The following is a 22,403-nucleotide window of genomic DNA, read 5'->3' as shown; positions in this document are numbered from 1 at the left end:
GAGGTGCGCGCGTTGCAAAGCGGGGATCCCTTGTCTGGCAGCGGATTTCGCGATCGAGGCGGTTCCCGGCGGCAAACCGGCCGGATCTGGGCCGCGAGTGGCGCGCTCTCGTATTCTGGAAGAGCAGCCGAGCCGGACATGCCATCGTGTGCCGGATGTTTGTGAGAGTCGGGGGTCGAAGTGTCATCGCGAATCACGCCGCTGCGGCTGGAGGCGTTCGATCAGCTGCCCAAGCATGCCCGGCGGTGCGTGTTCTGGGAGGTCGATCCGTCGACCCTCGGTGGTGACGATCACCTCGCCGATCCGGAATTCGAGAAGGAAGCCTGGCTGTCCATGGTCATGCTCGAGTGGGGCTCGTGCGGGCAGATCGCCGTCGAGTGCGCACCGGAGCCCGGCCAACGGGAGGCGGCACCCGCCGAACTGTTGGGGGAGTCGGCCTGTCTGGGCTACGCCTTCTACGCCCCGCCGCGGGCGGTGCCGCGGGCGCGGAGGTTTCCCACCGGACCGGTCAGTGCCGACGCCGTCCTGCTCACCTCGCTGGGTGTCGACGCCGGTGACGAGGCCGGCGTCCTTCCGCGCGGCTTGATCGCAGCCGTCGTCGCCGATCTGGTACGTCGCGGTGTGCGCGCGCTGGAAGCCTTCGGCCGGACGTCGGCGATGCTGTCCATCGAGCCGGCGGCAGTCCCCCCGGACCTGCAGCCCGTCCTCGAGGTACTCGGCGACTGTAGCCCCGAACAGTGCATCATCGATGTCGAGCTGTTGGCCGAGGCCGGTTTCGAAGTGGTGTCCCCACACCCGTACGTGCCGCGCCTCCGGCTGGAACTCGAGCAGGGACTCGGCTGGAAGGCCGATGTGGAGGCCGCGCTGGAACGACTGCTGGAATCGGCCCGCATCGAGGTACCCGTCGGGGCGGTGCCGTGCGGGTGACCCGCGGTCGTGGCTAGCTAGCTGGGGGAGACGCGGCCGGCCTGTTCGACCGAGAGTTCGTGCGCGAGCAGTTCGGCGAACGTGAAGGTGCCGGTGGGTCGGTCGTTCTTGCCCAGCAGATACAGCCGCTTGACCGCAGCCAACATACCTTCGGCGATGGCATCGCGAGTTGCGCTGGAAGCCAATAATTTTCGGTCGTGAACGTTGGTGATGTAGCCCAAATCGACCTGCACGGTAGGCATTCTGGTCAACCGAAGCAGATCCCACGTTCGACCATGGGTACGGCAGTCACGTAAACCCGTGCGCGCCACCACTTCCCGCTGAATGAAGTCGGCGAGGTTGCGCCCGATGGTGGACACCGAGCCATGCGAATTGCCGAAGTGGAACGAGGCTACCCCGTTGGCAGCCGGGCTGACGTGGCTGGTGCAACGCAGGCTGATCATCAGATCGGCGCCGACGGTGTTGGCGGTGCCCGCGCGCTCGGCATCCGATGGGCTGCGACCGACCGGCCGGGACAGGAAAGTGTCCATCCCGATCGCCGTCATCCGGCCTTCCAGGCGACTTGCCAAGTCCCACAAGATGTCCGCTTCGCTGATCGGGCCGTCGGGGCCCTGCAGGATCAGCCCGTGGTCGTCACCGCCACGCCCCGGATCGATGATGATGCGCTTACCGGACAGTTGGGGGCCGGACCGGCGGACCAGCTCCTCCTCGCGGATCGCGTGAATCGAGCCGCCGGTGACCCGGGAGCCGAGAAAGTACAAGGACCGCAACGTTTCCGGGCCACAGATCCCGTCCGGGAACAGCCCGTACTCGCGCTGGTAGGACATCAGGGCATTGTGGGTTTGCAGGCCGAAATGGCCGTCCACCAGGCCGGTGTAGAAGCCGAGATCCTGGAGCCGGGCCTGGAGTGTCGCCACGTCGTCGCCGTACATCGGGGCGCCGAACTGGTGGGCCAGGGTGCGCGCACCCAGCTGATAGGACGCCTCCTTGAGCGCGCGGAACGTCGCCTCGCCGACCATGCCGTCGACCAGCAGACCGCGGTGCTGCTGGAACGCACGCACGGCGTGGTCGAGCTCGTCGTCGAACACGTCCGCGGCAATGTGCTTGCCGGTGGACAGATCCGCATCGGGACTGTCCAAGAGCCCCAGCGCAGCCAACGCCGCCCTGATCTCGGTGACCGCAGCACCCCGGTCACCTCGACGCAGTATCGACATACCTGGCCTTTCGATGGGCTACAGCCGGACACGTGCCGACGACCGCTGGATGGACTGACAGCATTGTCGCAGATACGCGGGTAAATCCGGAAAACCCCGGGGTGCAGAAAGACTGCGCGTTACCTGTTAGATGTGCTCGGCAATCTCCCGGAGCAGGGCGGCCTTGCCCTTCGCCCCGACGATACGCTTCACCGGTTCGCCACCCTTGAACAAGATCATTGTGGGGATGGACACCACCTGGAAATCACGCGCGGTCTCCGGGTTGGCATCCACGTCGAGCTTGACCACCCGCAGATCGCCGGTCTTCTCCTTGGCGATCTCCTCGAGAACCGGGGCGACCATCTTGCACGGACCGCACCAAGTGGCCCAGAAGTCCACCAGCACCGGGGTGGAGCTGGACAGCACATCCTGACCGAACGAGGCGTCGGTGACGGTGCTGGTCGCGGAATCTTCGCTCATGTGATCCTCCTGATCGAGTTGGGAACGTCTATACGGTTGCGGCAGCGTGGTTTTCGGCCAGCCAGCGCTCGGTGTCGATGGCGGCCGAACAGCCCGAACCGGCGGCGGTGATGGCCTGCCGGTAGGTGTGATCCACCAAATCGCCTGCGGCAAAGACACCTTCGACCGACGTCGCGGTGGTGCGTCCGATCACCTTGACGTAGCCCTCGTCGTCCAGTTCGACCTGACCGCGGACCAGCTCCGAGCGCGGGTCGTGCCCGATCGCGACGAACACACCGGTCACCGGCAGTTTGGATTCCTCACCGGTCACCGTGTCCCGCAACCGGATTCCGGTGACCTTGGGGTCGCCCTCGATCTCGGTGACCGCAGTGTTGGTCAGGAACGTGATCTTCTCGTTGGCCTGGGCGCGCTCGAGCATGATCTTGGAGGCACGGAACTCGTCGCGCCGGTGGATCAGCGTGACGCTGCGCGCGAACCTGGTCAGGAAGGTGGCTTCCTCCATCGCCGAGTCGCCGCCGCCGATCACGGCGATGTCCTGGTCGCGGAAGAAGAACCCGTCACAGGTAGCACAGGTGCTCACGCCGAGACCGATGCGCTCCTGCTCGCCGGGCGTGCCGAGGTGGCGGGCCGCCGCGCCCATGGCGAGGATCACCGCGCGGGCCTGGTGAGTCTCGTCACCGACGGTCACCTTCTTGATCGGGCCGGACAGGTCGACCGCGTCGACGTCCTCCATGCGCAGGTCGGCGCCGAACCGCAGCGCCTGCTCGCGCATCTCGTCCATGAGGTTTGGGCCGGTGATGCCCTCCCGGAAACCGGGATAGTTCTCCACCTCGGTGGTCGTCATCAACGCGCCGCCGAACTGGATGCCTTCGAACACCACTGGCTTCAGTTGTGCGCGGGCGGTGTACACCGCGGCCGTGTAGCCGGCCGGTCCCGAGCCGATGATGATCACGTCGTGGATCTCGGATGAGCTTGACATCGTGGGTGCGAGGCCTTTCTGCCGCGTGAAACCGGCGTGAGTTCAAACATCAGGGTAGGCCCAGCTGTTCCCGGTGGCACCAGTCAGGGCCGGGGCAGAGTGGTCTCGGCCAGGGTGGCGTCGTGTGCAGCGTCGCAGCTGGTGTCCAACGTGACGGCCTGCACGTCGGCGGGATGGTTCCCGGGAAACACCACCACCACGGCAGGCCGCCCGGTCGCCGTCACGGGGGTGGCCCCGAGCACCGGCATCGCCGGATCCCGCCGCAGCCCGCGCAGGCAGGCCGCCCAGCGCTGCGGCTCGGCCAGGGGGCCGAGGTCTGCGGGCCGGCCCAGCAGCGCCAGGATGTCGGCCCGGGAGAGTGGCATCGGCGCCGGCCGGTGCGCGACGGTGATCTGCTGGGCCGTCGGCCCGCTCACCCGGGCCGGTGCCGAGGTGTCGCTCAGCGCTGCGACTCCCACGCCCAAGCCGGCTACGGCCGCCGCGACGCCGCAGACCAGGGCGGTGCGCCGCCAGTGCAGCGGGCGCGCGGCATGCGCCGGCCCGTCCGGCTTACCGGAGTCGGCTTGACCTGACTGAGCATCGTGCACCCGTCCATCATGGCGCGGCAGGCACGGTGCGTTCGGCCAGCACGTGGGCCAGTGTCGCGCGGGCCCTGGCTCGCCTGCTCTTCACGGTGCCTTCGGCGACGCCCAGCATGTTGGCCGTCTCGGCCACCGAGAAACCCTGCATGTCCACCGCGACGACGGCGGCCCGCTGGTCGACGGGCAGGCGCATCAGGGCGCGCTCCACCACGATCGCGGTGTCGACCTGCGCCGTCTCGTCGTCCACCGGCCAGACGTCATCCTCAAGCGGTGCCGTGGGGCGGGCCTTGCGCCGCCGCAGCCGGTCCAGGCAGGCGTTGAGCACGATGCGGTGCAGCCAGCTACTGACCGACGACCCGTGCCGGAACGTCGCGGCGGCGCAGTGCGCGGACAGCATGGCCTCCTGCAGCGCGTCCCCGGCGTCCTCGGGACTGCGGGTGGTGAAGCGGGCCAGCCGGTACAGCGGCCGCCGATAGCGGATGAACAGCTCCTCGAACGCGAAGCGGTCACCGGCGACGTGCGCGGCGAGCAGCTGTGCGTCGGTGCGCTGCGGGCCGGAATTCCCCCCGAAACTCTCCACAGCCGAACCCTATGAAGGCCGCCGAACCCTCCCATACAGTTCTTCTGGCACCTGTGTCAAAAAGGCGCTGACCAGCGCCTCAGGTATGCACAGGCTGGGGATAACCGTCAGGACTTGGCCTTCAGGGTGATCTCGGAGATGTCGCTGCGGTTCTTCCCGTCGACCGTGCCCAGCGTCGAGATCCATACCAACACATACGACGTCGGGGACGCGTTCGGGATGGTGATGGTGTTGGACCCCTTCTTCAGCGGGGTGGCCGGGGCCAGCACGGTGGTGTCCTCCAGCTTGGCCGGATTCGCCGACTGCGCCGACCGGATCTGCACGGCGGTGCCGGTGCTGGAGACGTCGACGGTCACCGACGCCAGCGTGGTGGGCTGGGACAGCTGCAGCATCAGGCCCACCCCGTTCTTGAAGTTCGGGAACGGGTTCGGATCGGAATAGGTGTCGGTCGGCCAGGCCGTCGCCGGGTTGCCGTCGATCGCCAGCCCGGCCAAGGTCGGTTCATCGGCTTCACCCTCGGGCGAGTAGACCGTCGCGCGCACCGGCTTCACCACGTCACCGGCCGCCGAACTCGACGAACTGCTGGGCGCGTTCAGTCCGAGTTCCTGCTTGTCCAGGGACCCACCGACATCGCCGAAGATCCGATTGAGCACCGAGGCGAGCACGACGAGGGCGATCACCACGACCACGCCGGCCGCGGACAGACCGATGATCAGGCCCTTCCGGCGGCGGGCCACGGTGTCCGGGTCGCTGGCGGCCACCGCGCTGAACTGCCGCGCGGGTGCGGGCGCGCCGGCACCGTCGACCGGCGCGATGTAATCGGTGCGGTCGGCGACGGCGGTTGCCTGCTGCAGCAGGTTCAGCAGGGTGGGTGCGCTGCGGATGCCGCCGCCCTCCTGCACGGCGCGTGCGGCGGCCGCCGAGATCTGGAACGGAATGTCGCGGTCGACCGAGCGCGGTTCGACGGGCTGCCCGGTGCCGTCCACATCGGCCGGGGCCAGGCCGCTGTGCACCCCGGCTTCCGGCAGCGGCCAGCGGTTGATCAGCAGCGCATACAGCGCCGCGCCGATCCCGCGGATGTCGTCCTCGGGCGTGGCAGACGGCAGCGTCGCGGGGAACGCCAGCGCCACATCACCCTCGATGCTGACCCGAACCCGACTCGGGTCGTCGATCGAGAGCGACACCCCGGACCGGTGCGCCGCTTCGGCCGCGGCCGCCAGCGACTGGATGGCCCGGGCCCCGCCGATCGGCGACGGCGAGGTCTCGGCCACCTCGGCCAGCGAGCCGCCACGGATCCATTCCGCGACCACGAGCCCACCCGATGCGGTGCGCGCGACGTCGAGTATCTGGGCGATGCCGGGGGAGGTGATCTGGCTGAGCTTGGAGGTGCGGCTGAGGATGTCCTGCACTTCGCTGTCGGGTAGTTGACCGTCGGGATCGATGAAGGTCAACGCGACCTGCCGGTCCAGCGCGGTGTCCAGGGCGTGCCAGAACTGCAGGTGCGGGGGTCCGCCGTGGAAGACCAGCAGCCGATACCGGCCGCCGGCGATGATGGCGCCGGGGATCAGGTGGACATCGTCGTCGCCGGGCAGCCGAGACCCGGGTGTGGCGGTTTCGATGGCCGGCTCGCGGGGCGGATCGAACGGCAACTGCTCGCGGGTGGGGTCGCCGCCGTAGTCGGCGGCCGGCCGTGCGGGGATGTCCGGCTGGAAATCACCGGCATCGGGCCGAGGAATCCGCGTGGTGGGACCGGCACCGGTACCCGCCTCGGCAGGTCCTTCGGCGCCAGGCGGGAACCCGCTTCCGGGTTGGTCGGCCACCATGTGTCCTTTCCGCGTGCCCGTCCCGGCGGGGCGCTGCGATGTGTACGAATTCCTCTGGTCAGCGTAATTGACGCGCTGGACCGGCCGCTGGGAGATAACGCGCGCAGGCGGCGGGACGGGTGCGGCCGGTGCGCGTCCCAGCCGGCGGCGCACCGCGCGCAGCGCGGCCTGGGCATCGGGGACCCGGGCGGCCAGCAGCACCCCGGCGATGATCGGCAGCATGATCACACCGAGGATGAGCAGCCGCAGCAGCGAGCCCGCCGCACCAGCGTGCTCGGTCAGTTTCTCGACGCCGAGCAGTTGGTCCACCACGTGTGCGACCAGCCCCGCGACCATGGACCCGGCGATGGTCACCAGGATGGTGCGAACCACGTCGACGCTGATCAGCCCGCCCGCCCTGGGCGGCAGCAGCGGTGCGAGGTTGGCCCGCAGCACCACATATCCGATGGTGGCCCCGGCCAGGAAACCCAGCCCGTTGGCCAGTCCGAGATAACCGGCGACCAGCTCGGGGTCGGTCACCAGGTGGCCGACCAGCACCGACGCCACGATCTTGACCGCGGTGATCACCAGGATCAGCACGATCGGGATCCACGGCTGCTCCCTGGCGTAGAACACGCGCAGCTGCAGCAGCACCAGTGCGTAGGGGATCAGGGTGAACGCGGACAGGGTGATCGCCATGCCGAGGTATCCGGCGTCGGTCGCGCCGAAATTGCCGTACGCGAACAGCGCCGAACCGATGGCCGGTCCGGCGACGGTCATGAACGCCACGATCGGAATCAGGGTGATCATGGTCAGCCGGGTGGCCAGCGACAGGTCGGCCAGGATCGCCGGGCCGTTCTCGGCGGCCGCGTTGCGCGACAGCCGGGGCATCACCACGGTCAGCACGGTGACGCCGATCATCCCGAACGGCAGCTGTAGCACCAGCCAGGTGTAGTTGTAGATCGCCGGCCCGGAGGCGGCGGCCGCGCTGGCGATCTGGTTGCCGACGATCAAGCCGATCTGACTGATCAGCACGTAGAGCACCATCGCGGCGGCCATGGTGCCGAACTTCTTGAGCCGGTCGTCCACACCCCACAACGGCCGCAGGCTGATCCGTTGGCGCCGGATGGCAACGAGCAACACGGCGGCCTGCGCGACGACGCCCAGCGTGGTGCCGATGCCCAGGACGAGCAGCTTGGCATTGCCCATCTCGACGGGGTCCAGCGACAATTCACCGGGCACCAGGAGATACAGCCCGAGGGTGGCGATGGCGACGACGTTGTTGACCACCGGAGCCCAGGCGGGCGGCCCGAACACGTTGCGGGTGTTCAGGATTGCCATGTACACCGACGTCAGACCGTAGAAGATGACCTGCGGCAGCAGCAGATAGGCGAATGCGGTGGTCAGCGGCCGGTTCACCTGCGGATCGCCGCCGAGCATCAGGTCGACCAGCAGGGGAGCGGCCGCCACCGAGACGATGGTGGCGATCAGCAGCAGGGTGGTGGCCAGGGTGACCAGCCGGCGCACGAACGCCGTTCCGCCGTCGGCGTCGTCGCGTTCGGCGCGGGCCAGCACCGGCACGAAGATCGCGGTGAACGTGGCCTCCAGCACCAGGGCGGCCACCAGGTTGGGCAGCTGATTGGCCACGGTGAAGGAGCTCGACAGCGCCGCGCCCAGGATCGCGGCCAGCAGCACGATGCGGAAGAAGCCGGTGATCCGGCTGATCAGGGTGGCGAACGCCATGCCCCAGGACCGCGACACCACGGCCGAATCCGACAGTTCTTTGCGCGGGGCAGCAGTGGACCGCTGGGAGGCGCGTTGCGGGGCGTTCATCGGTCGTCGTCGGGGGCGTGGGCCAGCGCGGTGTCGAGCGGATCGGGCCGGTGGGCCTGGGCCGGTCGGGTCGGCGGCACCAGATCGGCGCGGTCGGGCTGGCCGCGGAACCGGTGCCAGAGGCGCCGGCCGACCAGCAGGGCCAGGATCACCCCACCGGTGAGGGTGATGAAGAACAGCACCTTGCCATAGGCGTTGGAGTGCACCGACAACCGGACCTGCTCACCCAGTGGCATGCCGTCGGCGGTGCTCAACCCGACGTCGACGGCGACGCGTTGGGTGAAGTGCACCTCGATCGGCACGCGCAGCGGCAGATAGCCGGGCGGCAGTTCGATCTCCCCGGGATCGGTCACCGTCATCCCGGGCGGCGCGTCGATGTGCAACCGCACCCGGATGGGCACCGGAAGGTCGTTGCGCAGGGCCAGCGGCAGCGGGCTGCGTTCGGTCGCCAGGGTGTACGAGCCGCCGGGGTTGACGATGGTGACCGCGTGGACGATGTCGGACACCGTGCGGGTGACGGTCGAAAGCCGCTGCTGCGCAAGCCCGTTACGGGCATCGGGGAGTACGGTCTGGCTCAGTGCGCGCAGCATGTCCTCACGCAGCGGCGCGGTGTAGGTCGCGCCGGTGAGTCCGGTCTGCTGGTCGGTGGTCAGCGCGGAGGTGAGCTGCGACAGCCGCCCGGTGGTCAGGCCGATGCCGGCGATGACGTCGTCGTCGATCCGGGCGCGCGGGTTGGCGTCGATGGCCGGGGGGCCGCTGTCCACCGGCGGCGCGCCGGCCGAGGTCTCGGCGATCAGGGCGGGCAGTGGTCGTGGCACCGCCAGCCCGGCGCGGATGGTGCTGGAGATCGCGCTGAACACCGCCTGGGCTTCGTCCGGCCGCAGATTCCACCCCAGCGGCGGCATGACGATCTGGGTGCGGGGTTCGCTGTCGGGTAGCAGGCCACGCCACAACAGCGCGCCCAGCGCGTCCTGCAGGCGGGCCACCGCGGAGTCGTGTTTGAGCGGGATGGTCAGCGCCGAATCGACGTAGGTAGGGGTTTGCGGATCGCTCCCGGCGCCGGCCAGCGCGGCTCCCACCATGGGATCGAACGGGGCGGTGACCAGCTGCGGTCCGTCGCGGCGCGGCTGCAACGCCACCGTGCCGGAACCGTCACCGGTCAGTGGGGCGGCGGCGATCGCGACGGTCGGCCCCTGGGTGCCCAGAACCTGGGCCGCCCGCTGGGTCAGCGGTCCGTCACCGAGCAGCGTCGCCCCCCGCACCGACTTCACCCCGAGGATCTGGTCGACGATATCGGCGGCCGAGGCGATGGCGGTGCCGTTCAGCGCGGCGTCCCCGACCCGGTCCAGGGCGTCCAGATCGGCTTGGGCGTAGACCGTCGAGGTCACACACGTGCGCTGGGCCAGCACCTTGAGCCGGTTGAGCCAGTCCACCGCCGCTTCCTTGCCGGTGCCGGGCCGGGTCGGCGTGCCCATGCCGCCGTCGGGTTCGGCGCTGACCACATAACCGGCGGTCATCGCGTTCACGGTGACCAGCAGGTCCGGGTCCACCGCCAGGCACAGCGCGGTGCGCACCGTGCCGTCCGGATCGACCTCGGGGCTGGTCGCGAAATCGGCCGCCGACAGCAGGGTGTCCAGGCGACCGCCCGAGGCCAGCGAGGCGGCCAGGTCGTCGTCGATCAATCGCACCGGTGTGGTGCCGCCGGGAATGCCTGCGGCCAGCCGGGGCCGGTCGGCCAGCGGCCACAGCACCGTGGTGGCCACCGGCTTGGTGGTGTCGGGTGCGACGACGGCGCCGAGCGCGGCGCCCTCGCCCGGGTCGGCGCTGGCGGTCGGGTCGGCAGGCACCCCGAGCACCGGAAGCAGGAAGCGGGCGTCGTCAAGGCGGGCCGGCTCGCCGTAGTCGGGGGTGCCGTTGACGTTGACCAGCACCGGATAGACACCGGGCTTGTCGATGCGCAGCGATGGTGTCCGGTCGGCCCGCACGGGATAGCTCAGGGTGAACGGGACTTGCTGTCCGCGTTCCAATTCCGGTGCCACCGTGATGAAGTCGGCCACCGGTTCGTACTGATCCAGGTTCCCGGACAGATTGGTACGCAGCCCCGGTGCGGCCGTCACGGCGGCGGCGTGCTCGAGCCGCACGACGATATCGCGCACCGGCCGGTCGCCGACATTGCTCACGGTGCCGGTCACGGTGACCACCGCGTCGCTGGTGGTCGTGACGATGTCGGGGGTGATGCGGTCGATCTGCAGGTGCAGGAACTGCGCCGAGCCGGGTTCACCCGCGGCCGCGCGCGGCGAGATCGCGGGGGCGGCGAAAAGGATGAGCAGCGCGGCGGCGGCGAGGAAGCGCAGGATCGGCGGGCAGGAGCGGAGCGACAGGGACATGTGGGCCGCCACCGCCGTCGACGTCACGGGCCGTTTCCGCATCCGTTCGCCCGTCGCCTGGGTGAGTCCTCCTGGCGCCGGTTCCTGGTGTGCGAATGGGTCTGCGGGCGCCGTCTCGGTGAGCTGTGCGGTAAGGGCGGCAGTGCTGCGGGGCCGTCGGTCTGCAGCTTGTCGATGAGTTCGCCGGCGACTTCGGCGAGCCGCCGCTCGTCGGCGTAGGCCAGTCGGGCCGGCAGGTCCTCCAGCGGGACCCACGCGACCTCGGTGACCTCGACATCGTCATCGCACAGTTCGCCGCCCAGGAAACGCATCAGGTAATGGTGCACCGTCTTGTGTACGCGGCGCCCCTCGGTGACGAACCAGTAGTCGATGCTGCCGAGGGCGGCTAGCACGCTGCCCTGGATACCGGTCTCCTCGGCGACCTCGCGGATGGCGGTCTGTTCGGCGGTCTCACCCATCTCGATATGGCCCTTGGGCAGCGACCAGAGCATCCGCCCGCGCCGGTCGATCCGGCCGATCAGCGCGGCGACCTGGCCCTCCCTCGGACCGTCGATTCCGTCGATGACGAGTCCGCCCGCGGAGGTCTCGTGCACCGTGCGTAACCGTTCCTGGGCCCGTCGCGGCGGACGTTGCTGGCGGTTCTGGCCGGGTTTGGCCGGACTGGCGGTCTTCTCGGTGGCCGGTTCGTCGGCGTTCGAGGCGGACTGCTCGGATGCGGGTGTCGGGGGACCGGCAGCGCGGCGTCCGCGGCGACGCCCTCGGCGCCGTCGCGGTTTGGCTTGTTCGCCGTCCGACACCCAAGCGATAGTAGCTGCCGCGGCAGGCCGTCCTCGCCACACTGGCCCGGTCGTGGCCGGGCTGTCGCCGGGTCGTTATCGCCGGGATGGTCGTCACTAGACTCACCGAACGTGCCGAACCACCCGACCCCGGAAGCCGCCGACGCCGAACTGCTGGCCGGCGCCTGGGTGGCGCTAAGCGAATACCGGCCGCTGCTCGCCGACCTCGGCGCGGTGTTCACCGCCGCCGGACATGAGCTGTACCTGGTGGGCGGGAGCGTCCGCGACGCCCTGCTCGGCCGGGGGTGCACGGACCTGGACTTCACCACCGACGCGCGGCCGGAGCAGATGCAGAAGCTGCTGCGCGGCTGGGGCGACGCGCTGTGGGACACCGGCATCGAGTTCGGCACGATCGGCGTGGCCAAGGGTGCGCACCGGCTGGAGATCACGACCTTCCGCTCCGACAGTTACGACCAGGTGACGCGTAACCCGCAGGTCCGCTTCGGTGACACCCTCGACGAGGATCTGGTGCGCCGCGATTTCACGGTCAACGCGATGGCCGTGCGGATCACCGCGGACGGGCCGACCGAGTTCTGCGACCCGCTGGGCGGGCTGGCGGCGCTGCGCGCCAGGGTGCTCGACACCCCGTCGGCGCCGCAGGTGTCGTTCGGCGACGATCCGTTGCGGATGCTGCGGGCGGCCCGGTTCGTCTCCCAGCTGGGCTTCACCGTCGCACCGCGGGTGCTGGAGGCGCTGCTGGACATGGCGCCGCAGCTGGAGCGGATCACCGCCGAGCGGGTGGCCGCCGAACTGGACAAGCTGCTCTTGGGCGTCGACCCGGTCGCCGGGGTGGATCTGATGGTGCAGACCGGTCTCGGTGATGTGGTGTTGCCCGAGGTCGGCGAGATGCGGATGGCGATCGACGAACACCATCAGCACAAGGATGTGTATTGGCATTCGCTGACGGTGCTGCGCCAAGCCGTCGACCTGGAGGACCCCTTGCCCGAGGGCGGCCCGGATCTGGTGCTGCGCTGGGCGGCGCTGCTGCACGACATCGGCAAGCCCGCCACCCGCAGGCACGAATCCGACGGCGGGGTGAGCTTCCATCATCACGAGGTGGTCGGCGCCAAGATGGCGCGCAAGCGGCTGCGCGCGCTGAAGTACTCCAAGCAGATGGTCGACGACGTGTCCCAGCTGGTGTACCTGCACCTGCGCTTCCACGGGTATGCGGATGCGGCCGGGACGGGCCGGTGGACCGATTCGGCGGTGCGCCGGTACGTCACCGACGCCGGGCCGTTGCTCAGCCGGCTGCACAAGCTGGTGCGGGCGGACTGCACCACCCGCAACAAACGGCGGGCGGCCCGGCTGCAGGCCAACTACGACGACCTGGAGGCGCGGATCGCCGAACTGGCCGAGAAAGAGGACCTGCAGCGGGTGCGCCCCGATCTGGACGGCAACGAGATCATGGAGATTCTCGGCATCCCGGCGGGTCCCGAGGTCGGCCAGGCGTGGAAGTACCTCAAGGAACTACGGCTGGACCGCGGACCCCTCGAGCACGACGAGGCCGTCGCCGAACTCAAGAAATGGTGGAACGCGCGCCCACGCTGATGCGTCTGTAAAGGGCATGGACTATTGCTTGGCCGACGGTGACGGCGGCGCCACCATGTTCTCCGCGGAGCCGGTCGTCGACGTCGACGCCGACGGCCTGCTCGACGGTGTCGGACTCGATCTCGACGGGGACGGTCTGGTCGATGACGCGCTCGCCGATCTGGACCGCGATGGGCTGGCCGAGCACGGGGTGCACGACGTGGGGGCCGCCGGCGCCGCGTACTTCACCGACGACGGTTCTGGCACTTGGGCTTTGGCGGCGGATGCCGGCGCTCGGGGTGGGCAGCTGCGCTGGTTCGGGCTGGACGGGGTCGAGCAGAGCGGGGGCCCCGTCGTGGATTTCGACGGCGACGGTCAGGTGGACGACCGGCTGCTGGACACCGATGGCGACGGACTGGCCGACCGGGCGTTGGCGGGGGAGGCCGCCTACGCCGATCGCGATGCCGACGGGCACTGGGACATCAAGCTCGTCGATACCGACGGGGACGGGGCCGCGGATTCGGCGAGCGAGATGTAGGCCCGCGGGCCCCGCTGCTCAGCCCCGGCCGGCGCCGGGTGGTCCCGCGAACGCCTGCGCGATGGTCAGCCAGGTCGCGGCGTCCGCGCCGACGGCTGTCACGTCCAGTTCGGCCGGGGCCCGGCGCTGGGTGACCAGCATGCAGAAATCCTCGGCCGACCCGGTCACCGACTGGTCCGCATCGTCGGGCCCCCAGGTCCACGAATCTCCGTCTGGCGCTTGCAGTTTCACGTGAAACGGTGCGGTTGGCGGCGTCCGGCCGTGCACGGTGAAGGCGAAGTCGCGGGTCCGTACGCCGATGTGGGCGATGGACCGCAGCCGTGCCGTCGGCTCGCGGCGCACGCCGAGCGCGTCGGCGACGTCGAGGCCGTGCGCCCAGGTCTCCATCAGCCGGGCGGTCGCCATCGACGCAGCGCTCATCGGCGGTCCGAACCACGGCAGCTTGCGACCGTCCTCGACGGTGCGCAGGGCGTCGTGCAACCGGGACCGGTCGGTGCGCCAACCCGCCAGCAACTCCGCCGGGGGAGTGCCGGCCAGCAGCTCGGCACCTTCATCGACGAAGCCGAGCGGGTTCTTGGCGGCCTCGGCCAGCACCCGCCCGAAGGCGGCTTCGTCGGTGACCGCCTGCAGCGAGGTCTGGTCCGTCCACCACAGATGGGCGATCTGATGCGCGATGGTCCAGCCGGGGGCGGGGGTCGGGGTCTGCCAGGCCTGCTCGGGCAGCTCGGCAACCAACGCGTCCAGCACGTCGCTCTCGGCCTGCAGGTCGGCGATGATCGGTCCGGCTCCAGCCACGGGTGACACCCTAGCCCCGGTCCGGCACCGGTCTGCCGCGTCTACCGATCCAGGCGTGCAGCGCCAGTCCGATCAGGTAGAGCGCCGCGCCGGCACAGACCAGTGCCGGCGACCGGCCGTCGGCCGGGATCACCGCGGCCGCCGCGGTGACGGCCAGCACGAACGACATCCAGAACAGCGCGTCCTGGACGGTGAACACGTGCCCGCGCAGGGCGTCGTCGACGTCGATCTGCATGGCACTGTCCGCGCACAGCTTCACCACCTGTCCGGCCGCACCCAAGATGAAGCCGCAGACGATCATCACCGGCACGGCGAGGGTGATCGCGCACAGCTGCACCGCGGCCGCCAGCGCGAGTGCCCCGTTGGCCGCGCGGTACCGGCCCCAGCGCCCGACCAGGGCCGGGGTCAGCAGGGTGGCCAGCAGCGCACCGGCCCCGGCGGCGCCGACGAACAGCACCGTGGTGCCTAATCCGACGCCCGCGACTTCCTGATCACCGATGTGCCGAACGATCACCAACACCATCAGGGTGTTGATGCCGAAGGCCATCCGGTGCGCGGCCAGCCCACTGAGCGTCGCGGCGACGGTCGGCACCGACAGCACCGTGCGCGCCCCGTGCACCCAGCCGGTGAACACGGCGTAGGCCACCGACCCGTGTACCGCGCGGGCGCTGTCGTCGGGGCCCAGCACGTGCGGGGAGAAACGCACCGACAGCCACAGTGCACCCAGGATGGGCACCGCGGCCAAGAAGATCACCACGGCGGCCCCGGCGTCGTTCGCGCCGAGCAGCCACCGCGGCAGCAGCATGAAATTGGCGCCGAGGAAGGTCGCCACGGAGGCCGTCGCGGTGGCCACCGAGTTCATGGCGACCACCTTGTCGCGCGGCACCACGTGCGGCAGCGCGGCCGACAACCCCGACGACACGAATCGGGTGAACCCGTTGACGAGCAGCGCTCCGAGCAGCAGCACCAGATTGGGTGAGTCGACGGCCAGCGCGGTGGCCACGGCAAGCACCAGCGCCAGCCGGCCGGCATTGGCGCCCACCAGCACCCAGCGGCGGTCCCAGCGGTCCAGCAGCGGGCCGGCGAACGGGCCGAGGATCGAATAGGGCAGGAACAGCACGGCGAACGACAGTGCGACCTCCCACGGCCGCGCCGCCCGTTCGGGGTTGAACAGGATGGCGCCGGCCAGGCCGGCCTGGAACAGTCCGTCGCCGAACTGGCTGACTGCCCGCAGTTCCAGCAGTCGCCGGAATTCGGGCATGCCGCGGACCGCCTGCCAGCCGGTGTCAGGTGGGCGGGTGTCGGTCATGTGGTTTCAGATCCTGTCCGGGCCGGGCGGTGCCAACGAGCCGTCCGCACCCGGAATCCACCCTACAAATATCCCGGCGGGCCGTGCTTGTTCGTCACGACGCGCGGCCGCTGGTGCGATGATGGACGGGTGGCGCACCCAGAGGATCCGGAGGATTACCCGACTCCGACGGCACCTCGGGTGCGGGCCGGAACCCTGTTGCTCGCCGAGACGGATCTGCTCGAGCCGACGTTCCGGCGCAGCGTCATCTACATCGTGGAGCACAACGAGGGCGGCACGCTCGGAGTGGTGCTCAACCGCGCCAGCGAGACGGCGGTGTACAACGTGCTCCCGCAGTGGGCCAAGCTTGCGGTGAAGCCCAAGACGATGTTCGTCGGCGGACCGGTGAAGCGCGATTCCGCATTGTGTCTGGCCACCCTGCGGGTCGGGATGAGTGCGAGCGACGCGCCCGGATTGCGTCACGTGCAGGGCCGGGTGGTGATGGTCGACCTGGACGCCGATCCCGAGGCGATCGCCCCGGTGGTGGAGGGCGTGCGGATTTTCGCCGGTTACTCCGGGTGGACCATCGGCCAGCTCGACGGCGAGATCGAACGCGACGACTGGATCGTGCTGTCGGCGCTGCCCTCGGACATCCTGGTGGAACCGCGGGTGGACCTGTGGGCCCGGGTGCTGCGGCGCCAGCCGCTACCACTGTCCATGCTGGCCACCCATCCGATCGACCTCAGCAGGAACTGACTCCGGCGGTCAGCCGCAGGACAGGGTGCACGAGGCGCATGACCCGGCGCAGCTCGAACCGGTCTGCGCCTTGGCGAGTTCCTCGGCGGCCTCGGCCCTGGCGACCAGCTTGGCGTTCTGCCAGCACCCGGCCGCGACGGTGCCGATCGCACCCAGCACGCACACCACGAGCACCAGCAGCGCCGTCGACCCCGGCTTGACCAGGGTCACCACCCCACCGGCGGCGAGCATCGCCGCGGCCGCGAACTGAGTTGGCGCGACGGCGCGCAGCACCTGACGCACGGGATCGGCGGCGTGCGGGCGGGTCAGCGTCCAGCCGGCAACACCGGCCGTGGCGGCCGCGGCGCACAGACACAACACGGCGGCGACGAGCATGCGCCCCAGGATACGAGGCGCCCGGAATCCGTCAGCGGGCGAGGCCCAGCGCCGCCGGTGCGACGGCGCCGGCGCCGGTGGCCAGCGGCGTGGCGGAACCCGCCGGAGCCGCGGGTGCGGGCGCTGCCGGTACCGCAGGACTTGCCGGCGCAGCGGGAGCCGCGGCGGCACCGGGAACCCCGGGAGCGGCCGGTGCGGCCGGAGCCGCGGCGGGCACCGCACCGGGCGGCAGCACCTTGAAGCCGTTGATGATCGCGTCGGTGGCATCTCCGGAGGCAACCGCCACGCTCGCCCCGGTGGTCACCGCGAGCGACACCAGGTAGCGGTCCGGCCCGGAGGTGGCGATCAGGTTGTGCCGCGACGTGTTGAGCGTCATGTTGTTCTCGCGGTACGTGCCTTCGATCCACGAGGTGGGCACGTCGTTGATGACCGAGATCCGGCCGTCGGTGGGACGCCACGCGGTGAGCTGCTGGCTGTCGACGAACCCGTGCCGGATGGCTTCGCGGGGGTCGAAATCGCCGACCAGCTTGTAGACCACCACCTGGGCGTTGGAGGTGTACAGCCCGTCACCGCCGGTCCGGTCGGCGATCACGGCGAAGGCGTCGGGCACGTTCGGGTCGGGCACCTGCGACCAGCCGCTCGGCATGGGCAGCACGATGTGCAGCGCCGTGAAATCGCGGGGGTTCTGCGGCTCCAGCGTGACGCCCTTGGAGGTGAGGTAGTCCCTGATGGTGCCCGAGTTGTCCGGGTTGAGCGGGATGGCGACCGGCTGAGTGATCGCCTGGGTGACCGGCGCCGTGCCGGCCGGGGCCATCATGGCACCGGCCGCGGCGGGTGCTACCGGGGCGGCCGGGGTGCCGGCCAGCCCGGCGGCGGGGACACTGGCCGCCTGTGCGGGTGCAAGCCCGGCGTTCGGGACGACGGTGACGGTCTGGGTCACGGTGGCAGGAGCGGGCAGCACCGGCTGCGGCGCCAGCGGCTCGGCGGCGGCGGTGTTGCCCGCCAGGCCGACCACACCGGCCAGTCCTGCCGCGGTGCCGGCGAGCACCATCCGCCAACGGTGCCGCACGCTCGGATTGTCGGCCATCTCCCTCATCTGACGTCGGTCCTTCCCCTGCTCGTTCCCAAGTCAGGGGCCGACTGTATCCACGCCCGCGGCGTGCTCACCAGGGCCGGAATCGAGCTGCAACCGTGCGCTGACCGCTCTGCAACGCAACCTTTATCAACCCGTGGCCGAAGCCTCCCTCAGCGGCGCTTATACCCTGTTTGGCGTGACAGACGCCCCGGCCGGCCCCGAGACCGCCACCGATGTTGACGCCCCGACCCATCGCTACACCGCGCAGTTGGCCGGTGCGATAGAGGCCGACTGGCAACAGCGCTGGCACGCCATGGGCACCTTCAACGTGCCGAATCCGGTCGGCTCGCTGGCGCCGGCCGACGGCGGCCCGGTGCCTGCGGACAAGATGTTCGTCCAGGACATGTTCCCGTACCCGTCCGGCGACGGCCTGCACGTCGGGCATCCGCTGGGGTACATCGCGACCGACGTCTATGCCCGGTACTTCCGGATGACCGGTCGCAACGTGCTGCACGCGCTGGGGTTCGACGCGTTCGGTCTGCCCGCCGAGCAGTACGCGGTGCAGACCGGGACCCACCCCCGCACCCGCACCGAGGCCAATATCGTCAACTTCCGGCGCCAATTGGGACGCCTGGGCCTGGGGCACGACACCCGGCGCAGCTTCGCCACCACCGATGTCGACTTCTACAAGTGGACCCAGTGGATCTTCCTGCAGATCTTCAACGCCTGGTTCGACCCCGAGCTCAAGCGGGCCCGGCCCATCGCCGAACTGGTCGACGAGTTCGGCTCGGGTACCAGGACACTGCCCGATGGCCGGGACTGGGCGAGCCTGTCGGATGCCGAACGGGCCGACGTGGTGGACGGCTACCGGCTGGTCTACCGCGCCGACTCGATGGTCAACTGGTGCCCGGGGCTGGGCACCGTGCTGGCCAACGAAGAGGTCACCGCCGACGGCCGCAGTGACCGCGGCAATTTCCCGGTGTTCCGGAAACGCCTGCGGCAGTGGATGATGCGCATCACCGCGTACTCCGATCGGCTGCTCGACGACCTGGACGTGCTGGACTGGCCCGACAAGGTCAAGACCATGCAGCGCAACTGGATCGGCCGGTCCACCGGTGCGTCGGTCGAATTCAGTACGCCGGCAGGCGATGTCGAGGTGTTCACCACCCGGCCGGACACCCTGTTCGGCGCCACCTACCTGGTGCTGGCGCCCGAGCACGACCTGGTGGACGCGCTGGCTGCGGCCGAATGGCCGGCCGGCGTGGACCAGCGCTGGACCTACGGCGCGGCCTCCCCGGCAGCGGCGGTGGCGGCCTACCGCGCCGCGATCGCGGCGAAATCTGATCTGGAACGCCAGGAGAACAAGACCAAGACCGGGGTGTTCCTCGGCGCGTATGCCACCAATCCGGTCAACGGCGCCCAGGTGCCAGTCTTCATCGCCGACTACGTGCTGGCCGGCTACGGTACCGGCGCCATCATGGCGGTTCCCGCTCATGACCAGCGGGACTGGGAGTTCGCCACCGAGTTCGGTCTGCCGATCGTGGAAGTCATTGCCGGCGGCGATATTTCGGAACAGGCGTATTCCGGCGACGGCCAGCTGGTCAACTCCGACTACCTGAACGGGCTGGCGGTGCCTGCCGCCAAGGAGGCGGTGGTGGCCCGGCTGGAGGCCGACGGCCGCGGCCGGTCCCGGGTCGAATACAAACTGCGTGACTGGCTTTTCGCCAGGCAGCGTTACTGGGGCGAACCGTTCCCCATCGTCTACGACGCCGACGGCCGCGCCCACGCTCTGCCGGAATCGGCTCTGCCGGTAGAACTTCCGGATGTCCCAGACTATGCGCCGGTGTCCTTCGACCCTGATGACGCCGACAGTGAACCATCGCCCCCGTTGGGCAAGGCCACCGAGTGGGTGCACGTCGAACTGGACCTCGGCGACGGGCTGCAGACCTACACCCGCGACACCAACGTGATGCCGCAGTGGGCCGGCAGCTCCTGGTACGAGCTGCGTTACACCGACCCGCACAACCCGGATGAACTGTGCGCCAAGGAAAACGAGGCGTACTGGATGGGTCCGCGGCCGGAGATCCATGGGCCGGGCGACCCGGGCGGCGTCGACCTGTACGTCGGCGGTGTCGAGCACGCGGTGCTGCACCTGCTGTATTCGCGGTTCTGGCACAAGGTGCTCTACGACTTGGGCTTCGTCAGCTCCGCGGAGCCCTACCGGCGGTTGGTCAACCAGGGCTACATCCAGGCCTTTGCCTACACCGATGCCCGCGGCAGCTATGTGCCCGCCGCCGACGTGGTCGAGCGCGACGGCAAGTTCTGGTACGGGGATCAAGAGGTCAACCAGGAATTCGGCAAGATCGGCAAGAGCCTGAAGAACTCGGTGTCGCCGGACGAGATCTGCGACGCCTACGGCGCGGACACCTTGCGTGTCTACGAGATGTCGATGGGTCCGCTGGAGGCGTCGCGACCCTGGGCCACCAAGGACGTGGTCGGCGCACACCGTTTCCTGCAGCGGGTCTGGCGCACCGTCGTCGACGAGACCACCGGCGGGCAGCGGGTCGTCGAGCACGAGGCACTGTCGCAGGACACACTGCGCCACCTGCACAAGACGATCGCCGGAGTGGCCGAAGACTATGCGGCACTGCGCAACAACACCGCCGCGGCCAAGCTCATCGAGTACACCAACCATCTGACCAAGGAGGGGGTGGCCGCCCGCGCGGCCATCGAACCGCTGGTGCTGATGGTGGCCCCGCTGGCGCCGCACCTGGCCGAGGAACTGTGGCGCCGGCTCGGCCACGACACCTCGCTGGCGCACGGACCGTTCCCGGTGGCCGACGAGCGCTATCTGGTGGACGACACCGTCGAACTGCCGGTCCAGGTGAACGGCAAGGTGCGGGGCAAGATCACCGTCGCCGCCGATGCCGACAAGGCGGCGCTGGAGGCGGCGGCGCTGGCCGACGAGAAGGTGCTGGCATTCCTGGACGGCGCCACCCCGAAGAAGGTCATCGTGGTGCCCGGCCGGCTGGTGAACCTCGTCGTCTGAGGTCGACCGCCGGCGCGGTGGGGGCAGTCCCCACCGTTCGGTTAGTTTCCGCCGCCGATATGCACACATTCGCCCGTGCGCATATCGGCGCGCGGATACTGGACGGCAGGGCCGCGCTGGTGCGGGCGGAAATCCCGCCTGAGAGAACGACGTACGGTGTCCGCGGCCCAGTATGGAGTGTGCCGTGTCTGACAACCGGATCGTCGTCTACAAGGGTCCCGGCAAGGTGGCCGTCGAGACGTTGCCGTATCCCAAACTCGAAGTTCCCGCCGAGGTTGCCGATGCGATGGGCATGAGTCGCAAAGCCGACCACGGCGTCATCCTCAAATGCGTATCGACCAACATCTGCGGGTCGGACCAGCACATGGTTCGCGGGCGCACCACCGCGCCGGTCGGTCAGACCCTCGGCCATGAGATCACCGGGGAGATCGTCGAAAAAGGTTCCGACGTCCAATTTCTGGAAGTCGGGGACATCTGCTCGGTGCCCTTCAACATCGCCTGCGGGCGGTGCCGCAACTGCCGCGAGGGCCAGACCGGCATCTGCCTGAACGTCAATCCCGCCCGGGCCGGATCGGCCTACGGGTACGTCGACATGGGTGGCTGGCTCGGTGGGCAGGCCGACTACGTCATGGTGCCGTTCGCCGACTTCAACCTGCTCAAGTTCCCCGATCGGGATGCCGCTCTTGCCAAGATCCGCGATCTGACCATGTTGTCCGACATCTTCCCCACCGGTTACCACGGAGCCAAGACGGCGGGCGTCACCACGGGATCGACGGTGTACGTCGCCGGCGCGGGCCCGGTCGGTCTGGCGGCCGCGTACTCGGCGCACCTGCTGGGGGCCGCGGTGGTGATCGTCGGCGACCTGAATGCCGACCGGCTCAAGCAGGCCGCATCCTTCGGCTGCGAGACCATCGACATCAGCGCCGATGCCACGCTGGAAGAACAGATCGCCGACATCCTGAACACCGATGAGGTGGATTGCGCTGTGGACGCGGTGGGATTCGAGGCCAGCGGCCACGGACACGGGGCCGGGGAGCAGCCGGCCGCGGTGCTCAACTCGATCATGAACGTCACCCGTGCCGGCGGATCACTGGGCATTCCGGGCCTGTACGTGACCGGGGATCCGGGCGGCACGGACGACGATGCCAAGCACGGGACGCTCAAGGTGCGCCTGGGCCTGGGCTGGGCGAAGAGCCACAGCTTCTACACCGGCCAGTGCCCGGTGCTGAAGTACAACCGCGGGCTGATGATGAGCATCCTGCACGACAAGGCCCATATCGCGGACGCGGTGAACGCGACCGTCATCGGACTGGACAAGGCGCCGGAGGGCTATGCCGCGTTCGACTCCGGGGTCGCCCAGAAGTTCGTGCTCGACCCACACGGAATGGTGCCGGCGGCCTGA

The 22,403-nt window shown here is 69.6% G+C and carries 18 protein-coding genes; 6 read left to right on the top strand and 12 right to left on the bottom strand.

Going from position 1 to position 22,403, the window contains the following annotated elements:
- Positions 1-180 precede the first annotated feature (180 nt).
- Positions 181-927: an acetyltransferase gene (locus SBI67_RS14590; RefSeq protein WP_318981220.1), complete on the top strand. Its 747-nt coding sequence runs from the start codon at positions 181-183 to the stop codon at positions 925-927.
- 17 nt (positions 928-944) lie between these two features.
- On the opposite strand, the gene SBI67_RS14585 is transcribed toward SBI67_RS14590, so the two are convergent.
- From SBI67_RS14585 to SBI67_RS14550, 8 genes are all read right to left on the bottom strand, one after another.
- Positions 945-2,141 (bottom strand): N-acetylmuramoyl-L-alanine amidase, encoded by a 1,197-nt coding sequence (locus tag SBI67_RS14585; RefSeq protein WP_318981219.1) that lies wholly within the window; start codon positions 2,139-2,141, stop codon positions 945-947.
- A 126-nt stretch (positions 2,142-2,267) separates the two neighbouring features.
- Positions 2,268-2,600: a thioredoxin gene (gene trxA / locus SBI67_RS14580; RefSeq protein WP_318981218.1), complete on the bottom strand. Its 333-nt coding sequence runs from the start codon at positions 2,598-2,600 to the stop codon at positions 2,268-2,270.
- A gap of 28 nt (positions 2,601-2,628) precedes the next feature.
- Positions 2,629-3,579, bottom strand: coding sequence for a thioredoxin-disulfide reductase (trxB, locus tag SBI67_RS14575; protein ID WP_266047969.1), 951 nt, complete (start codon positions 3,577-3,579; stop codon positions 2,629-2,631).
- A gap of 83 nt (positions 3,580-3,662) precedes the next feature.
- On the bottom strand, positions 3,663-4,166 hold the full coding sequence (locus SBI67_RS14570) for an RsmA family anti-sigma factor (RefSeq protein ID WP_318981217.1): 504 nt from the start codon (positions 4,164-4,166) through the stop codon (positions 3,663-3,665).
- A gap of 7 nt (positions 4,167-4,173) precedes the next feature.
- Positions 4,174-4,740, bottom strand: coding sequence for an RNA polymerase sigma factor SigM (gene sigM, locus SBI67_RS14565; protein WP_318981216.1), 567 nt, complete (start codon positions 4,738-4,740; stop codon positions 4,174-4,176).
- Between the two features lie 107 nt (positions 4,741-4,847).
- Positions 4,848-8,375 carry a lipid II flippase MurJ gene (locus tag SBI67_RS14560; RefSeq protein WP_318981215.1) on the bottom strand — a complete coding sequence of 1,176 codons (3,528 nt, stop codon included), beginning with the start codon at positions 8,373-8,375 and terminating at the stop codon, positions 4,848-4,850.
- Complete coding sequence (locus SBI67_RS14555; RefSeq protein ID WP_318981214.1) at positions 8,372-10,762, bottom strand: DUF6049 family protein; 2,391 nt, start codon at positions 10,760-10,762, stop codon at positions 8,372-8,374. Before SBI67_RS14555 ends, SBI67_RS14560 begins: the two co-directional genes overlap by 4 nt.
- Before the next feature lie 23 nt (positions 10,763-10,785).
- Complete coding sequence (locus SBI67_RS14550) at positions 10,786-11,559, bottom strand: NUDIX hydrolase (RefSeq protein ID WP_318981213.1); 774 nt, start codon at positions 11,557-11,559, stop codon at positions 10,786-10,788.
- Between the two features lie 111 nt (positions 11,560-11,670).
- Here SBI67_RS14550 and SBI67_RS14545 point away from each other — a divergent pair, with 111 nt between their 5' ends.
- A complete protein-coding gene (locus tag SBI67_RS14545) occupies positions 11,671-13,146 on the top strand; it encodes a CCA tRNA nucleotidyltransferase (RefSeq protein ID WP_318981212.1) in 1,476 nt (491 codons plus the stop codon).
- Between the two features lie 16 nt (positions 13,147-13,162).
- Positions 13,163-13,663 (top strand): pullulanase, encoded by a 501-nt coding sequence (locus SBI67_RS14540; protein WP_318981211.1) that lies wholly within the window; start codon positions 13,163-13,165, stop codon positions 13,661-13,663.
- An 18-nt stretch (positions 13,664-13,681) separates the two neighbouring features.
- Here SBI67_RS14540 and SBI67_RS14535 read toward each other — a convergent pair whose 3' ends face one another.
- Complete coding sequence (locus tag SBI67_RS14535; RefSeq protein ID WP_318981210.1) at positions 13,682-14,458, bottom strand: TIGR03084 family metal-binding protein; 777 nt, start codon at positions 14,456-14,458, stop codon at positions 13,682-13,684.
- Positions 14,459-14,468: 10 nt separating this feature from the next.
- Complete coding sequence (locus tag SBI67_RS14530; RefSeq protein WP_318981209.1) at positions 14,469-15,767, bottom strand: MFS transporter; 1,299 nt, start codon at positions 15,765-15,767, stop codon at positions 14,469-14,471.
- A 129-nt stretch (positions 15,768-15,896) separates the two neighbouring features.
- Between SBI67_RS14530 and SBI67_RS14525 the strand changes: the two genes are divergently transcribed.
- Entirely contained in the window at positions 15,897-16,502 is a 606-nt protein-coding gene (locus tag SBI67_RS14525) for a YqgE/AlgH family protein (protein WP_266047978.1), read from the top strand.
- Positions 16,503-16,511: 9 nt separating this feature from the next.
- On the opposite strand, the gene SBI67_RS14520 is transcribed toward SBI67_RS14525, so the two are convergent.
- Positions 16,512-16,877, bottom strand: coding sequence for a hypothetical protein (locus tag SBI67_RS14520; protein ID WP_318981208.1), 366 nt, complete (start codon positions 16,875-16,877; stop codon positions 16,512-16,514).
- 31 nt (positions 16,878-16,908) lie between these two features.
- Complete coding sequence (locus SBI67_RS14515; protein ID WP_318981207.1) at positions 16,909-17,964, bottom strand: LpqN/LpqT family lipoprotein; 1,056 nt, start codon at positions 17,962-17,964, stop codon at positions 16,909-16,911.
- A gap of 184 nt (positions 17,965-18,148) precedes the next feature.
- Between SBI67_RS14515 and leuS the strand changes: the two genes are divergently transcribed.
- The gene (leuS, locus tag SBI67_RS14510) at positions 18,149-21,001 is read left to right on the top strand and encodes a leucine--tRNA ligase (RefSeq protein WP_318981206.1); all 2,853 of its coding nucleotides are present in this window, start codon (positions 18,149-18,151) and stop codon (positions 20,999-21,001) included.
- 184 nt (positions 21,002-21,185) lie between these two features.
- Positions 21,186-22,403, top strand: coding sequence for a formaldehyde dehydrogenase, glutathione-independent (fdhA, locus tag SBI67_RS14505; RefSeq protein WP_318981205.1), 1,218 nt, complete (start codon positions 21,186-21,188; stop codon positions 22,401-22,403).

The sequence above is a fragment of the Mycolicibacterium chengduense genome (assembly GCF_033741155.1).
Lineage (GTDB): Bacteria > Actinomycetota > Actinomycetes > Mycobacteriales > Mycobacteriaceae > Mycobacterium.
The sequence above is the reverse complement of the archived record's forward strand: the minus strand, read 5'-3'. Positions and strand labels throughout refer to the sequence as shown.

Excerpts from the sequence above, each read along its gene's own strand:
- SBI67_RS14540 (WP_318981211.1), top strand. The coding sequence starts at position 13,163 with ATGGACTATTGCTTGGCCGACGGTGACGGCGGCGCCACCATGTTCTCC.
- SBI67_RS14560 (WP_318981215.1), bottom strand. The coding sequence starts at position 8,375 with ATGAACGCCCCGCAACGCGCCTCCCAGCGGTCCACTGCTGCCCCGCGC.
- SBI67_RS14555 (WP_318981214.1), bottom strand. The coding sequence starts at position 10,762 with ATGTCCCTGTCGCTCCGCTCCTGCCCGCCGATCCTGCGCTTCCTCGCC.
- SBI67_RS14520 (WP_318981208.1), bottom strand. The coding sequence starts at position 16,877 with ATGCTCGTCGCCGCCGTGTTGTGTCTGTGCGCCGCGGCCGCCACGGCC.
- trxA (WP_318981218.1), bottom strand. The coding sequence starts at position 2,600 with ATGAGCGAAGATTCCGCGACCAGCACCGTCACCGACGCCTCGTTCGGT.
- SBI67_RS14585 (WP_318981219.1), bottom strand. The coding sequence starts at position 2,141 with ATGTCGATACTGCGTCGAGGTGACCGGGGTGCTGCGGTCACCGAGATC.
- SBI67_RS14515 (WP_318981207.1), bottom strand. The coding sequence starts at position 17,964 with ATGGCCGACAATCCGAGCGTGCGGCACCGTTGGCGGATGGTGCTCGCC.
- trxB (WP_266047969.1), bottom strand. The coding sequence starts at position 3,579 with ATGTCAAGCTCATCCGAGATCCACGACGTGATCATCATCGGCTCGGGA.
- SBI67_RS14530 (WP_318981209.1), bottom strand. The coding sequence starts at position 15,767 with ATGACCGACACCCGCCCACCTGACACCGGCTGGCAGGCGGTCCGCGGC.